The organism is Mycobacterium sp. SMC-2 (assembly GCF_025263485.1).
Classification (GTDB): domain Bacteria; phylum Actinomycetota; class Actinomycetes; order Mycobacteriales; family Mycobacteriaceae; genus Mycobacterium.
Window position 1 is genome coordinate 3,429,875 of sequence record NZ_CP079863.1, and the last position, 19,501, is coordinate 3,449,375.

17 protein-coding genes are annotated in these 19,501 nt (G+C 69.0%); 15 read left to right on the forward strand and 2 right to left on the reverse strand.

Going from position 1 to position 19,501, the window contains the following annotated elements; translation table 11 throughout:
- Positions 1–28 precede the first annotated feature (28 nt).
- From KXD96_RS15995 to KXD96_RS16005, 3 genes are all read left to right on the forward strand, one after another.
- Positions 29–2,209 carry a molybdopterin-dependent oxidoreductase gene (locus KXD96_RS15995; RefSeq protein WP_260745405.1) on the forward strand — a complete coding sequence of 727 codons (2,181 nt, stop codon included), beginning with the start codon at positions 29–31 and terminating at the stop codon, positions 2,207–2,209.
- Positions 2,210–2,319: 110 nt separating this feature from the next.
- On the forward strand, positions 2,320–3,426 hold the full coding sequence (locus tag KXD96_RS16000) for a type III polyketide synthase (RefSeq protein WP_260737231.1): 1,107 nt from the start codon (positions 2,320–2,322) through the stop codon (positions 3,424–3,426).
- Positions 3,427–3,437: 11 nt separating this feature from the next.
- Positions 3,438–3,941: an isoprenylcysteine carboxyl methyltransferase family protein gene (locus KXD96_RS16005; RefSeq protein ID WP_260737234.1), complete on the forward strand. Its 504-nt coding sequence runs from the start codon at positions 3,438–3,440 to the stop codon at positions 3,939–3,941.
- A gap of 15 nt (positions 3,942–3,956) precedes the next feature.
- Here the strand turns inward: KXD96_RS16005 and KXD96_RS16010 are convergent, their stop codons facing one another.
- Complete coding sequence (locus tag KXD96_RS16010; RefSeq protein ID WP_260737237.1) at positions 3,957–4,802, reverse strand: SDR family NAD(P)-dependent oxidoreductase; 846 nt, start codon at positions 4,800–4,802, stop codon at positions 3,957–3,959.
- 182 nt (positions 4,803–4,984) lie between these two features.
- Here KXD96_RS16010 and KXD96_RS16015 point away from each other — a divergent pair, with 182 nt between their 5' ends.
- A complete protein-coding gene (locus tag KXD96_RS16015) occupies positions 4,985–6,022 on the forward strand; it encodes an alpha/beta hydrolase (RefSeq protein ID WP_396876749.1) in 1,038 nt (345 codons plus the stop codon).
- Between the two features lie 52 nt (positions 6,023–6,074).
- On the forward strand, positions 6,075–8,747 hold the full coding sequence (locus tag KXD96_RS16020; protein WP_260737250.1) for an ATP-binding cassette domain-containing protein: 2,673 nt from the start codon (positions 6,075–6,077) through the stop codon (positions 8,745–8,747).
- Positions 8,748–8,758: 11 nt separating this feature from the next.
- On the opposite strand, the gene KXD96_RS16025 is transcribed toward KXD96_RS16020, so the two are convergent.
- Positions 8,759–8,923, reverse strand: a complete 165-nt coding sequence (locus KXD96_RS16025; protein ID WP_260737252.1) for a hypothetical protein — start codon at positions 8,921–8,923, stop codon at positions 8,759–8,761.
- A gap of 272 nt (positions 8,924–9,195) precedes the next feature.
- Between KXD96_RS16025 and KXD96_RS16030 the strand changes: the two genes are divergently transcribed.
- From KXD96_RS16030 to KXD96_RS16075, 10 genes are all read left to right on the forward strand, one after another.
- Positions 9,196–10,374 (forward strand): acyl-CoA dehydrogenase family protein, encoded by a 1,179-nt coding sequence (locus KXD96_RS16030; protein ID WP_260737262.1) that lies wholly within the window; start codon positions 9,196–9,198, stop codon positions 10,372–10,374.
- Positions 10,375–10,377: 3 nt separating this feature from the next.
- The gene (locus tag KXD96_RS16035; protein ID WP_260737263.1) at positions 10,378–11,496 is read left to right on the forward strand and encodes an acyl-CoA dehydrogenase family protein; all 1,119 of its coding nucleotides are present in this window, start codon (positions 10,378–10,380) and stop codon (positions 11,494–11,496) included.
- A complete protein-coding gene (locus KXD96_RS16040; protein WP_260737265.1) occupies positions 11,493–11,993 on the forward strand; it encodes a MaoC family dehydratase N-terminal domain-containing protein in 501 nt (166 codons plus the stop codon). Before KXD96_RS16035 ends, KXD96_RS16040 begins: the two co-directional genes overlap by 4 nt.
- Before the next feature lie 7 nt (positions 11,994–12,000).
- Positions 12,001–12,444: a MaoC/PaaZ C-terminal domain-containing protein gene (locus KXD96_RS16045; RefSeq protein WP_260737268.1), complete on the forward strand. Its 444-nt coding sequence runs from the start codon at positions 12,001–12,003 to the stop codon at positions 12,442–12,444.
- Positions 12,441–13,643, forward strand: coding sequence for a thiolase family protein (locus KXD96_RS16050; protein WP_260737270.1), 1,203 nt, complete (start codon positions 12,441–12,443; stop codon positions 13,641–13,643). The genes KXD96_RS16045 and KXD96_RS16050 overlap by 4 nt, the downstream gene beginning before the upstream one ends.
- 2 nt (positions 13,644–13,645) lie before the next feature.
- The gene (locus KXD96_RS16055; RefSeq protein ID WP_260737272.1) at positions 13,646–14,077 is read left to right on the forward strand and encodes a Zn-ribbon domain-containing OB-fold protein; all 432 of its coding nucleotides are present in this window, start codon (positions 13,646–13,648) and stop codon (positions 14,075–14,077) included.
- Positions 14,061–15,017 (forward strand): alpha/beta hydrolase, encoded by a 957-nt coding sequence (locus tag KXD96_RS16060; RefSeq protein ID WP_260737281.1) that lies wholly within the window; start codon positions 14,061–14,063, stop codon positions 15,015–15,017. The genes KXD96_RS16055 and KXD96_RS16060 overlap by 17 nt, the downstream gene beginning before the upstream one ends.
- On the forward strand, positions 15,014–16,606 hold the full coding sequence (locus KXD96_RS16065) for an NAD(P)/FAD-dependent oxidoreductase (protein ID WP_260737287.1): 1,593 nt from the start codon (positions 15,014–15,016) through the stop codon (positions 16,604–16,606). The genes KXD96_RS16060 and KXD96_RS16065 overlap by 4 nt, the downstream gene beginning before the upstream one ends.
- Positions 16,603–18,198, forward strand: coding sequence for a fatty-acid--CoA ligase FadD1 (fadD1, locus tag KXD96_RS16070; RefSeq protein ID WP_260737288.1), 1,596 nt, complete (start codon positions 16,603–16,605; stop codon positions 18,196–18,198). Before KXD96_RS16065 ends, fadD1 begins: the two co-directional genes overlap by 4 nt.
- 204 nt (positions 18,199–18,402) lie before the next feature.
- Complete coding sequence (locus KXD96_RS16075; protein ID WP_260737291.1) at positions 18,403–19,500, forward strand: ferredoxin reductase; 1,098 nt, start codon at positions 18,403–18,405, stop codon at positions 19,498–19,500.
- The last annotated feature ends 1 nt before the right edge of the window (position 19,501 follow it).

A 19,501-nucleotide genomic window follows, 5' to 3' on the forward strand; every position in this document is an offset into this window, starting at 1 on the left:
TCTGCGCACCTGCCCCCTGTGTGAAGCCATGTGCGGCTTGGAGATTCAGGTAGACGGCGGCAAAGTCACCAGCATCCGGGGAAACCGCGACGACGTGTGGAGCCGTGGGCACGTCTGCCCGAAGGGTGTCTCACTTGCGGCGCTCCACGACGACCCGGACCGCATCCGCCGCCCCATGGTCAAGGTCGACGGGCGATGGCACGAGGTCAGCTGGGACGCGGCGTTTCGCCGCTGCACCGAATTGCTGACGCCGGTGATCGAGAAGTACGGCATCGGGGCGGTCACCGCCTACACCGGCAACCCGCTGGCGCATTCGTTCTCGTTGGCTCGCTACGCGGGCGTGCTGATGGGCATGTCCGGGATGCCGGTCACGTATTCGCCGGGGACGGTGGACCAATGGCCGAAGAACCTGTCGTCGCACCTGATGTACGGCCTGTGGTGGAACTTTCCCGTGCCCGACATCGAACGCACCGACCTGATGGTCATCATGGGCGCCAACCCGGCCGCGTCGCAGGGGTCACTTCTCGCCGCGCCCGACGTGATCGGCCTGATCGACCGGATCCGCAAGCGTGGCAAGGTGATCGTGATCGACCCGGTGCGCACGCAGACCGCGGCCCGCGCCGACGAATGGCTTCCCATCGTGCCCGGGACCGACGCCGCGCTGCTGTTGGCCGTCGCGCACACGCTGTTCGACGAAGACCTGATCAATCCCGGACCACACGTCGACGGCGTCGATACGATGCGCCGGGTCGCCGCGGACTGGCCCCCGGAACGGGTCAGCGCGGCCACCGGCATCGGCGCGGACCGCATCCGGCGATTGGCCCGCGAGCTCGCCGGCACCGAGAAATCGGTGGTGTACGGCCGAATTGGCCTGTGCAACCAGGAGTTCGGCAGCCTGGCCAGCTGGCTGGTCGACGTCATCAACATTCTGACCGGCCATTTCGACGTGCCCGGGGGAGCGATGTTCCCCAAGCCGGCGGCCTGGTCGATCACCACGCAGCCGCTGCCCGGCCTGGAAGGCGGCCTTCCGGAATTCGGCCGCTGGCACACCCGTGTGCGCGGGGCGAAGGAAGTGCTCGGCCAGGCGCCCGTGTCCTGCATGGTCGAGGAGATCGCCACCCCGGGCGAGGGGCAACTCAAGGCGCTGATCACGGTCGCGGGCAACCCGGTGTTGTCCACGCCCGGCGGCGACAAGCTCGACGAGGTGCTGCCGATGCTGGAAGCGATGATCTCCGTTGACCTTTGGCTCAACGAGACGACGCGGCACGCCGATGTGATCCTGCCCGGGCTGTCCCCGCTCGAGCAGCCGCACCATGACGACCTGATCCTGCTTTTCGCGATCCGCAGCATCGCGAATTACTCCGCGCCGGTGTTCGATCCGGGAGACCGCCCGCACGAATGGGAGATCCTGATCCGGTTGACCGGCCTGTGCACCGGCACACCGGCCGAGGATGTCGACGTCGTCGCGATCGACGACGGCTTCTTCGATTACCTGGCCTTCACCCGGGGCCTCGACGGGGCGGAAATCCGCAAGCTGTACGAGCACGGCGGCCCCGAGCGCATGCTGGATCTCACGCTGCGAACCGGGCCATTCGGGGACCAGTACGGCAAAAACCCGGGCGGGCTCACGCTGGACCTGTTGAAGGCCAACCCGAACGGCATCGACTTCGGGCCGATGGTCCGGCAACTCCCGGACATCCTGGGCACCGCCGACAAGAAGATCCGGCTCGCCCCGCAATACCTCCTCGATGACCTGCCCCGCCTGGCCGCCCGGCTGGAACGGCCGGCCGAGCCGCTGGTCCTGGTGAGCCGCCGCCACCTTCGCTCGAACAACACCTGGCTGCACAACGTGCCCGCGCTGATGAAGGGAAAGGACCGGTGCACGTTGCTGATTCACCCCGACGACGCGGCCCGATGCGGCGTCGCGGACGACGATATCGTCACCGTGAAATCGGCGGCGGGTGAGATCAGAGTGCCCGTCGAGGTCACCGAGGCGATCAAACCGGGTGTGGTGTCGATGCCGCACGGCTGGGGACACGGCAAGCCGGGCACCCGCATGGCGGTGGCCAACAGCTCGCCGGGAGTCAATACGAATGTGCTTTCCCCGCCGACGTTTGTCGACGAGCCGTCCGGCAACGGCGCGCTGAACGGCATACCGGTGACGATCATCGACGACCAGGCCCGATACCGGCCCGCGCCAACTTCCTGAGCTGCGTAAGCGTTTCACCCCCTGCCGCTTGTTAACGTCAGGCGCCGTTCTGTGGTTCATCTCACCGGGTTCGGGTGAACCCGCGACGCGTGCCCGCCGTCGGCTTAGGCATGACTGCAACAACGCATCTCACGTCCCCCGGCGCCGCCGCTCAGCGCGGACGCGGCGCGCCGCACATCGCGGGGGCGGCGGTGGCCTTCACCTGCCACCGCTACAGCCAAGACGAAGTCGCCCGGGAGCTCACCGAATTCACCGATCCGCGGTTCCTGCGCTTCGCGCAAACAACGGGGGTCGACCAACGCAGCCTCGCGTTGCCGCTCTCGCGTTACCCACAGCTGAGCGGCTTCACCGAGGCGAACGACGCCTACCTCGAGGTCGCCGTCGACCTCGGCGAACGGGCGATACGGTCGGCGCTGGCCGAGGCCGGCATCGAACCACACGAGGTGGACACCATCGTGGTGGTGTCCAGCACCGGCATCGCGGTGCCCACCATCGATGCCCGGCTGATGGCCCGAATCGGCTTCCGCCCCAACGTCAAACGCGTCCCGCTCTTCGGGCTCGGCTGTGTCGCAGGCGCCGCCGGGATGGCGCGCGTGCACGACTACCTGCATGGGTACCCCGGGGACGTTGCCGTGCTCCTGTCGGTCGAGCTGTGCTCGCTCACGCTGCAGCGCGACGACGCCTCGATCCCCGCCCTCATCGGCGTGTCCTTGTTCGGGGACGGCGCCGCCGCCGTGGTCGCCACCGGGGCCGACCGAATCCCTGCGCGCCGCAACGGCCGGCGCGCCCCGCGAGTCCTCGCGACCCGCAGCCGCGTAGTGCCGGAAACGGTCGACGTCATGGGATGGAACGTGGGCTCCAGCGGATTTCAACTCGTGATGTCGCGCGACGTGCCGAAAATGGCCGACGCCTACCTACGGGACGAGGTCGACGGATTCCTGGCCGACCACGGCTTGTCCGTCGCGGACATCGCCGCCTGGGTGTGTCACCCCGGCGGTCCCAAAGTGCTCGACTCCATCCAGGACGCACTCGGGCTACCGCCGGATGCCCTGACCCACAGCCGAAACTCGATGCGGGACAACGGCAACATCTCCTCGGCATCGGTGCTCGACGTCCTCCGCCGGACTGCCGAGGAGCCGCCGGCCGAAGGGTCCTTCGCCGTCATGCTGGCGATGGGTCCCGGCTTCAGCTTCGAACTGCTGCTGCTGCAGTGGTGAGGGGAGAGGTCATGTATTACTACCTGTTCATCCTGGCGGTTGGCGCCGAACGCCTGGTCGAGCTGGCCGTTGCGCAACGAAACACCAAATGGTCACTCGCGCGGGGCGGTAAGGAGTTCGGCCGCGAGCACTACCCGGCAATGGTGAGCATGCATGCCCTGCTGCTGGTGTCGTGCGTCGTGGAAACCGCGGCGCTGGCCCGGCCGTTCATCGGATGGCTTGGCTGGCCTATGCTCGCGGTCGTCCTGTTCAGCACGGTGGTGCGCTGGAGCTGCGTGAGCGTGCTCGGCAGGCGTTGGAACCCAAGGCTTATCGTGATCGCGGGTGCACCATTGGTTCGCGGCGGGTTGTACCGATGGGTGCGCCACCCGAATTACGCGGCGGTCGCCGCGGAGGTGGCCGCACTGCCGCTGGTTCATTCGGCGTGGCTGACGGCGATGGTGTTCAGCGCCGCGAACGCGTTGGTGCTCAGGGTTCGAATCCGTGCGGAGAACGCCGCATTGGGGCTGGTTTGAGAACCGCCCAGGCAATCAGGGGGCGATCGGACGATTCGTCCACTCGCGGTCGCGTCGGCGCGACGTGCGGAACCAGCCGCCCGCCGCGGCGGTACCGCCGTCGGTCGGGATGGTGTGGCCGGTGACGAACGCCGACAAGTCCGAAGCCAGAAACAGGATCACGTGGGCCTGATCTTCCGGCACACCCATGCGCCCGACCGGAACCCACTGCGGCCACTGTCTCTGCTCGTCGGCCGACAGCCACTGCGAATAGGGCACCTGAAGGGATTCCGTGACGTCGGGGGCGATTGCGTTGACGCGTACCCCCTGCCCGCCCACCTGCACCGCCAAACTGCGGGTGAACTGAATGACCGCGGCCTTGAACGCGGCATAGACCGGATCTTCGGGGTAGCCGCGCAAGCCCTCGACCGACGAGACGTTGACGATCGCACCGGCCCGCCGGGCGACCATCGCCGGCAGGAACGCGCGGGTGACCAGCAAGACGTGGTGCAGATTGATCCGGTACAGCTCATCCCACAGCCCCGGGTCGGTGTCGACGAAGTTCCCCGGGTGCTGCAGCCAGTGGCCCACATTGTTGACCAGCACGTCCACCCGGCCGTAGCGATCCAACACCGATCGCGCCAGGTCGTCGACCGCGGCCGCGTCCCGGACATCGGTGACCACCGCGACGGCCGATCCGCCGGCGGCCGCGATGTCGTCGACCGTCCGTGCGGCCAGCCCGCCGTCGATGTCCACGATGACCACGTGTGCGCCCTGCTGAGCGAACAGCCGCGCGGTGGCCGCGCCGATGCCGGCGCCCCCGCCCGTCACCACCGCCACCCGGTCGTCCAGCAGCGCGTGAGCGCGCGTTTCGCCGTTCATCGCTCATATCTTGGGCCACCGGGTGAAGTCCGACGACACCCGGGCCGGCAAACCGACCGAAAGCGTACTCATACCCACTGGCCACCGGCGTTAAACCGTGATGTACCCAACATTCGGAGCATCTTCACCCTCAGTTTTTCCGGGCCACAGGCGGGTACCCGGTGCGCACTTAGGAGGGAAGCATGGTGAGCACCACGGTTCCACAGGAGTTATTGCCAAGTGGCGCAATGAAGCGGCGTGTCCACCACCGTCACAGTCCGCAATCCGTCGCGGTCTCGTTGGCCAGCCGGCTGATCGTGAAGAACACCGTGCGCGCGTGGGCCTTCACACCGAACTTGCACTGGCCATTCGAATATGTCGACGGTTTGGCCGGAATGGTCCCACGTTTCGGCATCTCGGCGACGATCGAACAGGTGCGGCTGGAAAACTGTGCCGCCGAATGGGTTTGCGCACCCGGCGCGTCGACGGATCGGGCGATCCTCTATCTGCATGGCGGCGCCTTCCTCACCTGCGGTCTCAACACGCACCGCTCGGTGGTCACCCGTCTTTCCAAGGCCGCGGATGCCGCCGTGCTCACCGTCGGGTACCGGAAGTTGCCCTCGCATCACATCACCGACGCCATCGACGACGGGATGAACGGGCTTCGGTGGTTGCAGGAGCGCGGTTTTGACGGAGACCAGGTGGTCATCGCGGGTGATTCCGCCGGGGGATATCTTGCGTTCATGTCCGCGCTGTCGGCCATTCGCGGCGAGGTGATGAGGCCCGCCGGAGTCGCGACGATCTCCCCGTTCACCGATGCCGACCCGGCCCGAAAGCTGCAGCACCGCAACGCGCGCAAGTGCTCCATGTTCACCCGCGGTGCATTGTCGATGTTCGCCCACTACTTGAGCCAGGCGCACCTCGTGGAGGGACGGGGTGATTCCGCCGTGGCGTCACCGGTGGACGCCGATCTGTCCGACCTGCCGCCGGTCACCATCCACGCGAGTTCCGACGAGTTGCTGCTCCCCGACGCCGAACTCATGGCAAAGCGCTTGGAAGCCAGCGGAGTTCCGTGCGATCTGCACCTGTGGGACGGACAGATCCACGACTTCCCGCTGGCGGCGGACGTCCTGCCCGAGGGCAGGCGTGCCATTCGCTACATCGGGGATTTCATCAGGGAAGTCACCGCCGCGCCCCAGTCGTGGCGCCGTAACCTGCACGCCGCCGCCGCGGCGGGCTAGCGACCCCAATTCGGCAACCTGATTGGAGCGGCTGCCGATACAGTTGGTCGTGATGAGCCGACCAGCCCCACCTGTGTTGACCGTGCGCTACGAGGGATCCGAGCGCACCTTCGCCGCCGGCAACGATGTAGCCATCGGGCGTGACCTTCGCGCCGACGTCCGCGTGGCACATCCACTGATCTCCCGCACGCACCTCATCGCCCGATTCGACCAGGGCCGATGGATCGCCATCGACAACGGCAGCCTAAACGGGCTGTACGTCAACCATCAGCGCGTGCCCATGGTCGACATCCAGGACGGCCTGCGCGTCAACATCGGAAATCCCGACGGCCCGGCGCTGACTTTCGAGGTCGGCCGCCACCAGGGGTCGGCCGGGCGACCACCGCTGACGACGTCGATACCGATCGCCAACCCGGCCACCGGCGCGGTGCCACGGGCGCCTCAGGCCCAGCCGCCCGGCGCGCCCTGGCCCGGCCACCCCCAGCAGCCGGCGTCGGCCCCGTTCCGCCAGCCCACCCATCAGCCCAGCGGGCCGCAACCCGTGCATCCGCCGAGTGGACCGATGCCGGGCTATCCGTCGGGCCCGCAGCCGCGGTACCCGACCGGTGGCCAGCCGGCGGCGCCCTCCAGCGGACCGCAACAAGCCCCGCACATCTACCGCTCGGCGCCGATCAGGGTGCCCCCGGCGCAACACGCGCAGCCGACGGGGCCGGAAACGGGCCGCGTCGCCGGCGGTGACGCGTCGAACCTCGCGACGTCGATGATGAAAATCCTGCGGCCGGGCAGAGCCGCCGTGGAGTCGATGCCGGGCGCGATCAAGATCGGCCGTGCCAACGACAACGACATCGTCATTCCCGAAGTGCTGGCCTCGCGCCACCACGCCACCCTCATCCCGACGCCGCACGGCACCGAGATCCACGACAACCGCAGCATCAACGGCACCTTCGTCAACGGCGCGCGGGTCGACTCGGCCGTGTTGCACGACGGCGACGTCGTCACCATCGGCAACATCGACCTCGTCTTCGCCGGTGGCACGCTGGCCCGCCGCGACGAGAGCGCGACCGCGACCCCCACCGGCGGCCTGGACGTGCGCGGCGTGACCTGGACGATCGAGAACAACAAGACGCTGCTGGACGACATCTCGTTGGGCGCGCAGCCCGGGACGCTGACGGCCGTCATCGGACCGTCGGGCGCGGGCAAGTCGACCTTCGCCCGGTTGGTGGCGGGGTACACGCACCCGACCAGGGGCACGGTCGCGTTCGAGGGCCACAACGTCCACGCCGAGTACGCCTCGCTGCGCAGCAGGATCGGGATGGTGCCCCAGGACGACGTGGTGCACGGGCAGCTGACGGTGCAGCAGGCGTTGATGTATGCCGCCGAGCTGCGGCTGCCGCCGGACACCACCAAGGACGACCGGGCCCAGGTGGTGGCCCGGGTGCTCGAGGAACTCGAGATGACCCAGCACCTGCACACCCGGGTCGACAAGCTCTCCGGCGGCCAGCGCAAGCGCGCATCGGTCGCGCTGGAGCTGCTCACCGGGCCGTCGCTGCTGATCCTGGACGAGCCGACCTCCGGGCTCGACCCGGCGCTGGACCGCCAGGTGATGACCATGCTGCGCCAGCTCGCCGACGCCGGCCGGGTGGTGCTCGTCGTCACCCACTCGTTGACTTACCTGGACGTGTGCGACCAGGTCCTGCTGCTGGCCCCCGGCGGCAAGACCGCCTTCTGCGGGCCGCCCAGCCAGATCGGGCCGGCCATGGGCACGACGAACTGGGCCGATATCTTCAGCACGGTCGCGGGCGATCCCGACGGCGCCAAGGCGCGGTACCTGGCGCGCACGGGGCCGCCGCCACCGCCGCCCCCCGCGCAGCGGCCCGCCGACCTGGGCGACCCCTCACACACGAGCCTCATCCGGCAGTTCTCCACGATCGCCAGGCGGCAGGTCCGGCTCATCTTCTCCGACCGCGGTTACTTCGTCTTCCTGGCGGTGTTGCCGTTCATCATGGGATCGCTGTCCATGTCGGTGCCTGGCAACGTCGGCTTCGGCATCCCCAATCCGATGGGTGCGGCCCCGAATGAGCCGGGGCAGATCCTGGTGCTGCTCAACGTCGGCGCGGTGTTCATGGGGACCGCCCTGACCATTCGCGACCTCATCGGCGAACGGGCGATCTTCCTGCGCGAGCAGGCGGTCGGCCTGTCCACCAGCGCCTACCTGCTGGCCAAGGTCTGCGTCTACACGGTTTTCGCGGTCATCCAATCGGCGATCGTGACCGTCATCGTGCTGCTCGGCAAGGGCGGGCCGACACAAGGGGCGGTGGCGCTGGGCCGGCCGGGTTTCGAACTGTTCGTCGACGTCGCGTTGACGTGCGTGGCCTCGGCGATGCTCGGGCTGGCGCTGTCGGCCATCGCCAAGTCGAACGAACAGATCATGCCGCTGTTGGTGGTGGCGGTCATGTCGCAGCTGGTGTTCTCCGGGGGCATGATCCCGGTGACCGGGCGGCTCGGACTGGACCAGATGTCCTGGGTGACTCCGGCGCGCTGGGGGTTCGCGGCGTCAGCCTCCACCGCCGACCTGAGCAAGTTGGTGCCCGGGCCGCTCAGCCCGAAAGACTCCCACTGGCATCACACGCCGGGCGCGTGGTGGTTCGACATCGGCATGCTGGTGGTCATCAGTGTCTTCTACCTGAGCTTCGTCCGCTGGAAGATCCGGCTCAGGGGCGGCTGAGGCCGTGCGGGTCACGCGCCCTTGCGGATGACCTGTTCGGCCGCGGCGCGCATGCGATCCGAGAGCTGCAGGAGGTCGTGCTCGCCGACGCCGAGGGGCAGGGTGTATGCGAGTTGCCGCAATTCGACGGCGTAGGCGCGCAAGTCTTCGCGAAGGCGTGTCTCAACAGTGGGCATGCCGTCTCCCTCGGGCTGGGGCTGGGCAGGGTGCCTGGTCCGCGTCGACCGGCCGATGGGACGTATTTTCGCAGCCCCACCGCGCATCCGCGAGAGCGCCGACGCGAATTAACGGGGGTTTGACAGCGTATTTACAGTCGGAGCGGGCCGGCTGCCGGTCCCGGGCCGAACGCCACGGCGAAATCGCGTGCGCAGTCTCGCCCTGGCGTTACGCTGACGCTGCTCGGTGGAAAGGCATTTCAGAAAGGCTTCAGAAAGGCAGAGGCGCCCGAATGGATTTCGAACTCGACGCCGGGCAGCGCGCCTGGCTGGCCGAGGTCCGCGAGTTCCTCCACGAGAACGTCACCACCGAGTTGCGGGCCGAGCTGGCCGAGCACGACCTGGAGCTCCGCGACGGCCAGGTGGCGCGGTTCCGCCGCAAGATCGGGGAGAAGGGCTGGTTCGGGCTGAACTGGCCTTGCGAGTACGGCGGTCTCGGGCTCGGCGCCATCCACCTGCATCTGCTGATGAGCGAATTCGAGTACTGGGGCGTGCCCGGCCCCGACCTGACGGTCACGTCCGTGGCGCCGATGATCATGCGGCACGGCACCGAACGGAACAAAACCGAATGGCTGCCGCTGATCGCCAGGGGCGAAATGGTCTGCGCCGTTGGGTATTCCGAGCCCGACGCCGGTACCGACCTGGCCGGCCTGCGCACCAGCGCGGTCCGGGACGGCGACGAATGGGTGATCAACGGCACCAAGATCTGGAACAGCGGCGCACAGCGCGCCACCCACGAGTGGCTCTGCGTCCGCACCGATCCCCACGGTGTTCGCCATCGGGGCATCTCGGTCATCATCGTCGCAATCGACAGTCCCGGGGTCACGATCCGCCCGCTGTACGCGTGGTCGGGCTATCGCACCAACGAGGTCCACTTCCGCGACGTGCGGGTGCCGCTCACCAACTTGGTGGGTGAGGTCAACCACGGCTGGACGTACATCACCGGCGCGCTGGACCTCGAACGCGGCGCGCTGACCAACGCGGGCGACCTGCGTCGCGCCGTGGAGGAGCTGCGCGAGCTCGCGCGGACGCCACGCCGTGACGGCACCGTGCCCGCCGACAGCCCGGCGCTGCGGCGCCGGCTGGCGCAGGCCGAGGCCGACGTGGCGGTGGCCATGCTGATGGGCTACGAGGCCGCGTCGATCCTCGACAGCGGCGTGATCCCGTCGGTGGAGGTCAGCGTCGAGAAGGTCTTCACCAGCGAACTGCGCCAGCGCATCGCCGTGCTCGCGCTCGACCTGCTCGGCCCGGACGGCTTGCTGGCACACCGCAGCGCGCAGGCGCCGCTGGCCGGCAAGTTCGAACGGCTCTACCGGGCCGCGCCCCTGATGCGTTTCGGCGGCGGCACCAACGAGGTCCTGCGCGACATCATCGCCCAGCGCGGGCACAAGATGCCCTCGTACGGGCGCTGACGCATGAAAGCGATTCCCACCGCTGAACAGCGCGAGTTCGCCTCGGCGTTGCGTGCCCTGCTGGCGGCCGAGAACCCCGTGGCGTTGGTGCGCACGCTGAACGAACCGGGCGCGGACCGTCGCACCCCGGCGCTCTGGAAGGCGCTGACGGACGCCGGTGTCCTCGGGCTGGCCATCGCCGAGGAATACGGCGGCTCCGGTGGCTCCCTGGACGATCTCGCCGTCTTCTATACCGAGGCTGGCCGCGCGCTGTGCCCGACGACGATCCACAGCAGCATTCAGGCCGCGCTCGCGATCGGCCAGCTCGGCTCCCCGGACGCCAGGTCCGCCTGGCTGCCGCCGCTGGCGCGCGGCACCGCCCGCGGCACCACGGCGCTGTGGAACGCCCGCGACGCCGGCATCGTGTCGCCCGCGTTGCGCGCCGATCCCGTCTCGGCGCAATGGCGGCTGAGCGGCACCTCGGACTACGTGGCCGACGCCGACGTCGCCGATCTCATCGTGACTTCGGCTGCGGCGCAAGGGCGTACGCTCGCCTTCATCGTCGACCCCGACGCGGTCGGTGTGGCCCTGGAACCGCTCGCCGTGGCGGGCGGGCATCGGGCGTTCACCGTGCGCTTCGACGGCGTCGTGGTCACGGCCGGCGCGCTCCTTGGTGAGGTCACCCACTCGGCGCTGCGGCGTGTGGCCAACGCGGCGGTCGCATTGGGGGCGCTCGACTTGGTGGGAGTCGGGCAGGCGGTCATCGACCGCACCGTGGACTACACCAAGCTGCGGCACCAATTCGGCCGGCCGATCGCGTCCTTCCAGGCAGCCCAGCACCTGGTCGCCGACATGCACATCGCCCTGGCGGCGGCCCGGTTGGCCGCGCACGCGGCGGTGTTCTGGATCGCGCGGGGTCGCACGGCGACCCGGGAGACCGCGATCGCGCGCATGCACGCGGCCACCGCGGCCAGGCTCATCACGTTGGACGCCCACCAATTACACGGCGGCATGGGCTATGTCACCGAGACCGATCTGCATCTGTGGACCGAGCGGGCCCGGTGGGGCTCGACGTGGGGCGGCGGGGCGGACGTCGCCGCATCGTGGCTGGAGGAGACGTTGAACGCAGAGGAGAGCCGGTGAGCCAGGACAGTCTGATCGACGCCGAATCGGCGTCGCGCGTGGGCACCGTCGCCGCGTCGGCGACCGGCGAGGTGAACCGGCGCGACTGGCAACGGTGGGCGGCGGCGGTCGGTGACCACAACCCGTTGTGGTTCGACCCGGATTACGCCAGGGCCAACGGCTTTCGCGACGTCGTCTGCCCGCCGCTTTTTCTGCAGTACGCCGTGCTCGGCGTCACGCACCTCGAGGCGCTGCGGCCGGACGGCTCGTCCGGCGCGATCTCCGGCAGCCTCGCCTTTCCGCGCGCCCCGAAGCGGATGGCCGGCGGCGAGAGCTTCACCTTCCACCTGCCGGCCTATCACCGCGACGAAATTGAAATGGTGCGCACGATCTCCTCGATCGTCGAAAAGCAGGGCCGCTCCGGTAGATTCGTTCTGGTCACCTGGCACACGGTGTACCGCAACCAGCACCACGACCTGCTCGCCGAAGCGTCGACCTCGATGATCGCCCGCCCCTAGGAGCGTCATGACCGGTCAAGTCTTCTACGAGGACGTCGAGGTGGGCCAGCAGATGCCCGAACTCACCGTGACTGTCGACGAAACGCAGCTGTTCTTCTTCAGCGCCGCCACCTACAACGGCCACCGCATCCACTACGACAAGGACTGGGCGCGCACGGTCGAGGGCTACGACGACGTGCTGGTCCAGGGTCCGCTGCAGGCCGCGCTGCTCGGGCGGGCCATCGGGGACTGGATCGGCGGGCGCGGCCGCCTGGTGTCCTTCTCCGTCCAGAACCGCGCCGTCGCCCATCCCGGCCAACCCCTGCGCTTCGGCGGCACGGTCACCGGCAAACGCCTCTCCCACGAGGGCGCCGGGCTGGTGGACCTCGACATCGCCGGGCGCCGCGATCAGACGGTGCTGATGCCCGGGACGGCGACGGTCGAGCTGCCCCGACGCGGAACGCCGTCGTGACCGGCCTGCGCGGCGAGGCGGCGATCGTCGGCATCGCCGAGCTGCCGGCGCAGCGGCGCCCCACCCACCCGCCGCTGTTCACCCTGGACCAGTACGCGCTGCTGGCGAAGGCGGTGATCGAGGACGCGGGTGTCGACGCCGCCTGCGTCAACGGCCTGCTGACCCATGGCGTCGCCGAGTCGGCGATGTTCGCGCCGGCCACCTTGTGCGAATACCTCGGCCTGGCACTGGATTTCGGTGAGCGGGTCGACCTGGGCGGGGCCACCGCGGCGGGCATGATCTGGCGGGCCGCGGCCGCCGTGGAGCTCGGCGTCTGCGACGCGGCGCTGGCCGTGGTTCCCGGCTCGGCGTCGCAACCGCAGTCCGCAAAGCGGCCACCACCGAGCCCGAATTGGTATGGGGCGTCGTCGAACAACTATGGGTCGCCGCAAGCGGAATTCGAGATCCCGTACGGCAACGTGGGCCAGAACGCGCCGTACGCGCAGATCGCCCAGCGCTACGCGGCCGAATTCGGCTACGACCCCGCGGCGGTGGCCAAGATCGCCGTGGACCAGCGCACCAACGCGTGCGCCCACCCGGGCGCGGTCTTTTACGGCACGCCGATCACCGTCGACGACGTCCTCGCCAGCCCTATGATCGCCGACCCGATCCACATGCTCGAGACTGTGATGCGGGTCCACGGGGGAGCGGGCGTCTTGATCGCCAACGCCGACATCGCGCGGCGCGGCCGCCACCGGCCGGTGTGGATCAAGGGCTTCGGCGAACACATCGCCTTCAAGACACCCACCTACGCCGAGGACCTGCTGCGGACCCCCATCGCCCGCGCCGCCGACCGGGCGTTCGAAATGGCCGGCCTGACCCGGTCCGAGGTGGACATGGCGTCGGTCTACGACTGTTACGCCATCACCGTGCTGATGAGCCTCGAGGACGCCGGCTTCTGCGACAAGGGCCGGGGGATGTCGTGGGTCGCCGGCCACGACCTGACCCACCGCGGCGACTTCCCGCTCAACACCGCCGGCGGGCAGCTGTCCTTCGGACAGGCCGGCATGGCCGGCGGCATGCACCACGTCGTGGACGCCGCCCGCCAGATCATGGGCCGGGCCGCCGACGCGCAGGTGCGCGACTGCCACACCGCGTTCGTCACTGGCAACGGCGGCATCATGAGCGAGCAGGTGGCACTGCTGATGGGAGGGGACTAGCGGTGAGCATTCCCGTGCCCGAGCCGACACCGGTGTCGCGGCCCTTCTGGGACGGCCTGGCCCGGCACCGCATCCTGGTGCAGTACTCACCCTCGCTGGGGCGTTACGTGTTCTACCCACGCACCCTCGCCCCGGGCACGCTGGCCGATGACCTCGAGTGGCGCGAAATCGACGGTGCGGGAACGCTGTACACGTTCACGATCGCCCGTCGACCCACGGGTCCACCCTGGGCGGACGCGCTGCCGCAGCTGCCCGCGGTCGTGCAGTGGGACGCCGGGCCGAAATTCAGCACCGAGTTGGTCGACGTCGATCCCGGCGACGTCCATATCGGCATGCGGGTCGAGCCGGTGTTCTACGATCTGCCCGAAGACGGGATCACCCTCTTGAAGTACCGGCCGGCAGGAGCGGAGGCGTCGCATGGACAACCCCTTTGACGGTGTCCAGGCGCTGCTGCGCGAGCTGGACGCCGGATTCCCGCCCGTCGAGACCATGACCGCCGCGCAGGCCCGCGCCGCCGTCGCCCGGCGGCGCCAGCCCGTCGACAACATCGACGACGTCCACCGCACTGAGGACCGTTCGATCCCGGGCCCCGCCGGCGCCATCCCCGCGCGGGTCTACCACCCGCACGGCGACACGCAGGACAACCGCGCCGCGATCGTGTTCTGCCATGGCGGCGGATTCGTGTTGTGCGACATCGAATCACACGACGGCTTCTGCCGCGCGCTGGCGCGCGGCGCCCAGGCCGTCGTCGTCTCGGTCGGCTACCGCCTCGCGCCCGAGCACCCGGCGCCCGCGGCCGCGCTGGATGCATTCGCGGCGTTCTGCTGGGTGGTCGACCACGCTTCCCAGCTCGGCATCGACCCGGCGCGGACCGCCATCGCCGGCGACAGCGCCGGCGGCAATCTCGCCGCGGTCACCGCCCTGCTGTGCCGCGAACGGGCGGTCGCCAGCCCGGCCGCGCAGCTCCTGCTGTATCCGGTCATCGATCCCTCTTTCGACACCGAGAGCTACCTGCGCTGCGCCACCGGCTACTTCCTCACCGCCGACGCCATGCGGTGGTACTGGCGCCAATACCTCGGCGGTGAAACGCTTTTGGAGCCGCCGCACGTGGTGGCGCCGGCGCGCGCGGATTCGCTCGCCGGCCTGCCACCCGCGGTGGTGGTCACTGCCGGCCTCGATCCCCTGCACAGCGAGGGGCGCGACTACGCGCGCCGATTGCGCGACGCGGGGGTTCTGGTGGTGCACCGCGACTTCCCGGATCTGTTCCACGGCTTCCTGACCGTCCCGTCGTTCCCGCCGGCCGCGTCCGCGCGCGACTTGATCTGTGCCGACCTGCGCGGCCTGCTGCAGCCCACCCTGTGCGAGTCGCAATGACGCACGCCGACGTGATCGTTATCGGCGCGGGGTTCGCCGGGCTCTACGCAGTGCACCGGGCCGCGTCGGCGGGCCTTTCGGTGGTCGGCCTCGAGGCGGCGCCCGACGTGGGCGGCACCTGGTACTGGAACCGGTACCCGGGCGCGCGGTGCGACGTCGAAAGTGTCGACTATTCCTACTCGTTCGACGACGAGCTGCAGCAGAGCTGGACGTGGAGCGAACGCTTCGCCGCGCAGCCGGAGATCCTTGCCTACCTGTGCCACGTCGCGGACCGGTTCGACCTGCGCCGCCACTACCGATTCGGGGTCGACGTGGTCGGGGCGGAATTCGAGGACGGCCGATGGCGGGTCCGCACCCGCGACGACCAGACCTACGCCGCGCAGTTCCTCATCTGCGCGACGGGCTGCCTGTCGGCGGTCAACCGCCCCGACATCCCCGGCATCGACGACTTCGCGGGTGAGGTGTACTTCACCGCCGCGTGGCCGCGCGAGGACCCCGACCTGCGTGGCAAGCGGGTGGGCCTGATCGGCACGGGATCGTCCGGCATCCAGACGGTTCCGATCGTCGCCGCGCAGGCCGATAACCTGGTGGTGTTCCAGCGATCCGCCAACTACAGCATCCCGATGCCCAACCGCCCCTGGACACCCGAGGAGCAACGGAACATCCGGGAGCAGTATCCGGAACGGCGCCGCATGTCGGCCTACGCGGCGGCGGGCACACCGCACGGTACCTACCACAAGAAGGCGGTCGACAGCGAACCGCAGGAGCGCGAAGAAGCGTTGTGGCGGCGCTGGCGTGAGGGCGGCGTGCTGTTCGCCAAGACCTTCCCCGACCAGAACGCCGACCTCGCGGCCAACGACATCGCGCGGGAGTTCGCGGAGGAGCGCATCCGCGAGATCGTCGCCGACCCCGCCGTGGCCGCGGACCTCATACCCGTCGACCACCCGATCGGGGCCAAGCGGATCTGCACCGACGGCGGCTACTACGACGCGTTCAACCGCGACAACGTCGCGCTGGTGAACCTGCGCCGCGAGCCCATCGAGACGATCACCGCCGGCGGCGTGCGAACCAGCGCGGCGACCTATCCCTGCGATGTGCTGATCTTCGCCACCGGCTTCGACGCGCTGACCGGCGCGCTGACCCGCATCGACCCGCGGGGGCCCGGGGGAGTGCGGCTCAGCGACATCTGGGCCGACGGCCCCCTCACCTTTCTCGGCCTGATGGTGCCCGGCCTGCCGAACATGTTCACCATCAGCGGGCCCGGCAGCCCGTCGGTGCTGGCCAACATGGTGCTGCACGCCGAAGTCCAGGTCGATTGGGTGATCGAGCTGGTGCTGACGGCCCGTCGCCTCGGGGTGACGGAGGTGGAACCACGCCGCGACGCCGCCGAGGCCTGGACGGACCATGTCGCCGAGGCCGCCGAACAGACGCTCTTTCCGAAGGCGGCCTCGTCGTGGTACCTGGGCGCCAATATCGAGGGCAAGAAACGGGTTTTCATGCCGTACGCCGGCGGGTTCGGCACCTATCGTCGCTACTGCGACGACGTGGCACGTCGGCACTACGCCGGGCTGGTGCTGACGACCCGATGATCGAGACGGTCCAGCAGCTGCTGCGGCAACGCCGTCACGACGACAGGCCGGCGCTCGCCTCCGGGGAGCGGGTGTGGACCTGGCGGGAACACCTCGCGGAGGCCGAGGCGGAGGCCGCCGCGCTGATCGGCCTCGCCGACCCCAACCGCCCGCTGCATGTCGGCGCCCTGCTGCCCAACTCCCCGGCGATGCTGCGCGCCATGGCCGCGGCCGCGCTGGGCGGCTACGTGCTGTGCGGGATCAACACGACGCGGCGCGGGGCGGGGCTGCTGGCCGACGTCCGACGGTCCGACTGCCAGCTGCTGCTGGTCGATGCCGAACACCGCGCCCTGCTGGATGGCTTGGACCTCAACGGGATTCAGGCGCTCGACGTGACCGGTCGGCGCTATGCCGAACTGGTGGCCGGCGCGCCGCCCCTGGTCGCGCACCGCGAAGTCACCGGCGGCGACACGCTGATGATGATCTTCACCTCCGGGACCAGTGGAGACCCGAAGGTCGTGCGGCTCGCCCACGCGATGGTGATCATGTGCGGCGCCAGCCTGGTGTTCCAGTACAACATCACCGCCGCCGACGTCTGCTACCTGTCGATGCCGCTCTTTCACTCCAACGGCGTCGCCGCCGGATGGGCGGTCGCCATCGGCGCCGGCGCCAGCATGGTCCCGGCGCGGTTCTCGCCGTCACGTTTCCTGGACGACGTGCGCCGCTACCGCGTGACGTACCTCAACTACGTGGGCAAGCCCCTCGCGTTGATCCTGTCCACCCCCGAGCGCCCCGACGATGCGGACAACACGCTGCGGGTGGCGTTCGGCAACGAGGCCACCGACCGGGACATCGCGGAATTCGCACGGCGTTTCGGCTGCCGGGTGGTGGACAGCTTCGGTTCCAGCGAGTTCGCGGTGATCGTCGTGCGCGAGGACGGCACCCCTCCGGGCTCCATCGGCAAACCGTATGCGGGCGTGAGCATCTACAACCCGACGACGCTGCAGGAGTGCGCCGTCGCGGAATTCGACGAACACGGGGCGCTGGCCAACTTCGACGACGCGGTCGGCGAGCTCGTCAACACCCAGGGCGCCGGCCCGTTCGTCGGCTACTACAACGACCCGGCCGCGACGGCCGAACGCGTGCGGCACGGGATGTACTGGTCCGGCGACCTGGCCTACCGCGATGCCGACGGCTGGATCTACCTGGCCGGCCGAACCGCCGACTGGATGCGGGTGGACGGCGAGAACCTGGCGGCCGGGCCGATCGAGCGGATCCTGGAGCGGCTGCCCGAGGTCAGCCAGGTCGCGGTGTACGCGGTGCCCGACAAGCGGGTCGGCGACCAGGTGATGGCCGCCCTGGTGTTGCGCGACGGGGCGCGGCTGGACCCCGACGGCTTCGCGGACTTCCTTGCCGTGCAACCCGATCTGTCGCCCAAGGCCTGGCCGCGGTATGTCCGGATCAACGCCGACCTGCCGGCGACCGCGACGAACAAGATCCTCAAGCGTGCCTTGAAGGCCGCGGGTGTCAGCGCGGAGGGCGGCGTGCTGTGGTCGCGCGCGGCGCGGGGCACCGCCTACGGCCCCGCGGTGGAAGACGCCGTCAGCGGCTGAGAATCCGCTGAACAAATGTTTGGGTTCCCCCCGGGACGGGCACGTCACAGGTACGCGTGAAGTCGGTCGCACCCCAGTCCCACTGCCGGCCAGTGAACAGTCATGCGCACTTTTCGTATCCATTGATCGCCTGTCAAACACTGTATTACAAGGCAATTCAATACGTTTGTTTAAACTGAGTGTACATCTGTGTACTCTGACGGCATGGCTGAACGCGGCGCCCGGCCCGAGGTCCCACGGGGACGGCGGTTGTTGCTGCGGGCGGTGCGGCGCCTGTTCAGCCCGCTGAAGCCGGACGACTATCTCGAGATGATCAACCCGCTGTGGACCACCAAAGAGCTGCGGGGGAAGGTCGAAAAGGTCGAGCCACAGGGCTCGGAAGCGGCGAGCGTGCTGATCCGGCCCGGATACGAATGGCCCGGTCACAAGCCAGGTCAATACGTGCGGCTGGGCGTGGTGGTCGACGGGGTGTATCACTGGCGGGCCTACTCGCTGACGTCGGATCCTGCGCCCGAGGACGGGCTGATCAGCGTCACACCCAAGCGGGTGGACGGCGGAGTCGTGTCGCCGTATCTGGTGCACAAGATCCAGCCGGGGGACCTGGTGCGGCTCGGCGAAATCGAGGGCGTCTTCACGCTGCCCGAGCCATTGCCGCCGAAGCTGCTGTTCATCAGCGCGGGCAGCGGTATCACGCCGATCATCAGCATGCTGCGCAGCCTGGATCATCGCGACGAGTTGCGCGACGCGGTGGTCATCCATTCCGCCCGCACCCGCGAACAGGTCATGTTCTTGTCCACCCTCGAAGACCTCGACCGTCGCCACGAGAATGTGCGGCTGGAATTGCGCCTCACGTCGGAACGGGGCCGGCTCGAGCCGGGCGATCTGGACGAGGTGTGCCCGGACTGGCGTGAACGCGAGGCGTTCTGCTCGGGTCCGGGTGACATGCTCGACGCGCTGATCGGGCACTGGGAGGACAACGGCGATCGGGACCGCCTGCACTTCGAGCGATTCCAGCCAAAGATCGGCGGCGACGCCAACGCTGGAGAGGGCGGCACGGTGTGCTTCCTCGACAGCGACAAGACGGTCGAATGTGACGGCGGCACATCCATTTTGGAGACCGGGGAGAAGGCCGGCCTCAAGCTCGCCTACGGCTGCCGCATCGGCATCTGCTACACCTGCGTCGGGACGCTGAAGTCGGGCAAGCTGCGTGACCTGCGCTCGGGTGACGTGATCGAGCCGACCGGGCAGGACGTCCGAATCTGCATCAACACCGCCGAGGGTGACGTCGAACTCGAACTGTGAT

Bases quoted from the DNA above. Each gene is read 5' to 3' on its own strand.
- KXD96_RS16010 (WP_260737237.1), bottom strand. From the start codon at position 4,802: ATGAACGGCGAAACGCGCGCTCACGCGCTGCTGGACGACCGGGTGGCG.
- KXD96_RS16045 (WP_260737268.1), top strand. From the start codon at position 12,001: ATGACCGGTCAAGTCTTCTACGAGGACGTCGAGGTGGGCCAGCAGATG.
- KXD96_RS16075 (WP_260737291.1), top strand. From the start codon at position 18,403: ATGGCTGAACGCGGCGCCCGGCCCGAGGTCCCACGGGGACGGCGGTTG.
- fadD1 (WP_260737288.1), top strand. From the start codon at position 16,603: ATGATCGAGACGGTCCAGCAGCTGCTGCGGCAACGCCGTCACGACGAC.
- KXD96_RS16005 (WP_260737234.1), top strand. From the start codon at position 3,438: ATGTATTACTACCTGTTCATCCTGGCGGTTGGCGCCGAACGCCTGGTC.
- KXD96_RS16030 (WP_260737262.1), top strand. From the start codon at position 9,196: ATGGATTTCGAACTCGACGCCGGGCAGCGCGCCTGGCTGGCCGAGGTC.
- KXD96_RS15995 (WP_260745405.1), top strand. From the start codon at position 29: ATGTGCGGCTTGGAGATTCAGGTAGACGGCGGCAAAGTCACCAGCATC.
- KXD96_RS16060 (WP_260737281.1), top strand. From the start codon at position 14,061: ATGGACAACCCCTTTGACGGTGTCCAGGCGCTGCTGCGCGAGCTGGAC.
- KXD96_RS16000 (WP_260737231.1), top strand. From the start codon at position 2,320: ATGACTGCAACAACGCATCTCACGTCCCCCGGCGCCGCCGCTCAGCGC.
- KXD96_RS16015 (WP_396876749.1), top strand. From the start codon at position 4,985: ATGGTGAGCACCACGGTTCCACAGGAGTTATTGCCAAGTGGCGCAATG.
- KXD96_RS16025 (WP_260737252.1), bottom strand. From the start codon at position 8,923: ATGCCCACTGTTGAGACACGCCTTCGCGAAGACTTGCGCGCCTACGCC.
- KXD96_RS16020 (WP_260737250.1), top strand. From the start codon at position 6,075: ATGAGCCGACCAGCCCCACCTGTGTTGACCGTGCGCTACGAGGGATCC.
- KXD96_RS16065 (WP_260737287.1), top strand. From the start codon at position 15,014: ATGACGCACGCCGACGTGATCGTTATCGGCGCGGGGTTCGCCGGGCTC.
- KXD96_RS16035 (WP_260737263.1), top strand. From the start codon at position 10,378: ATGAAAGCGATTCCCACCGCTGAACAGCGCGAGTTCGCCTCGGCGTTG.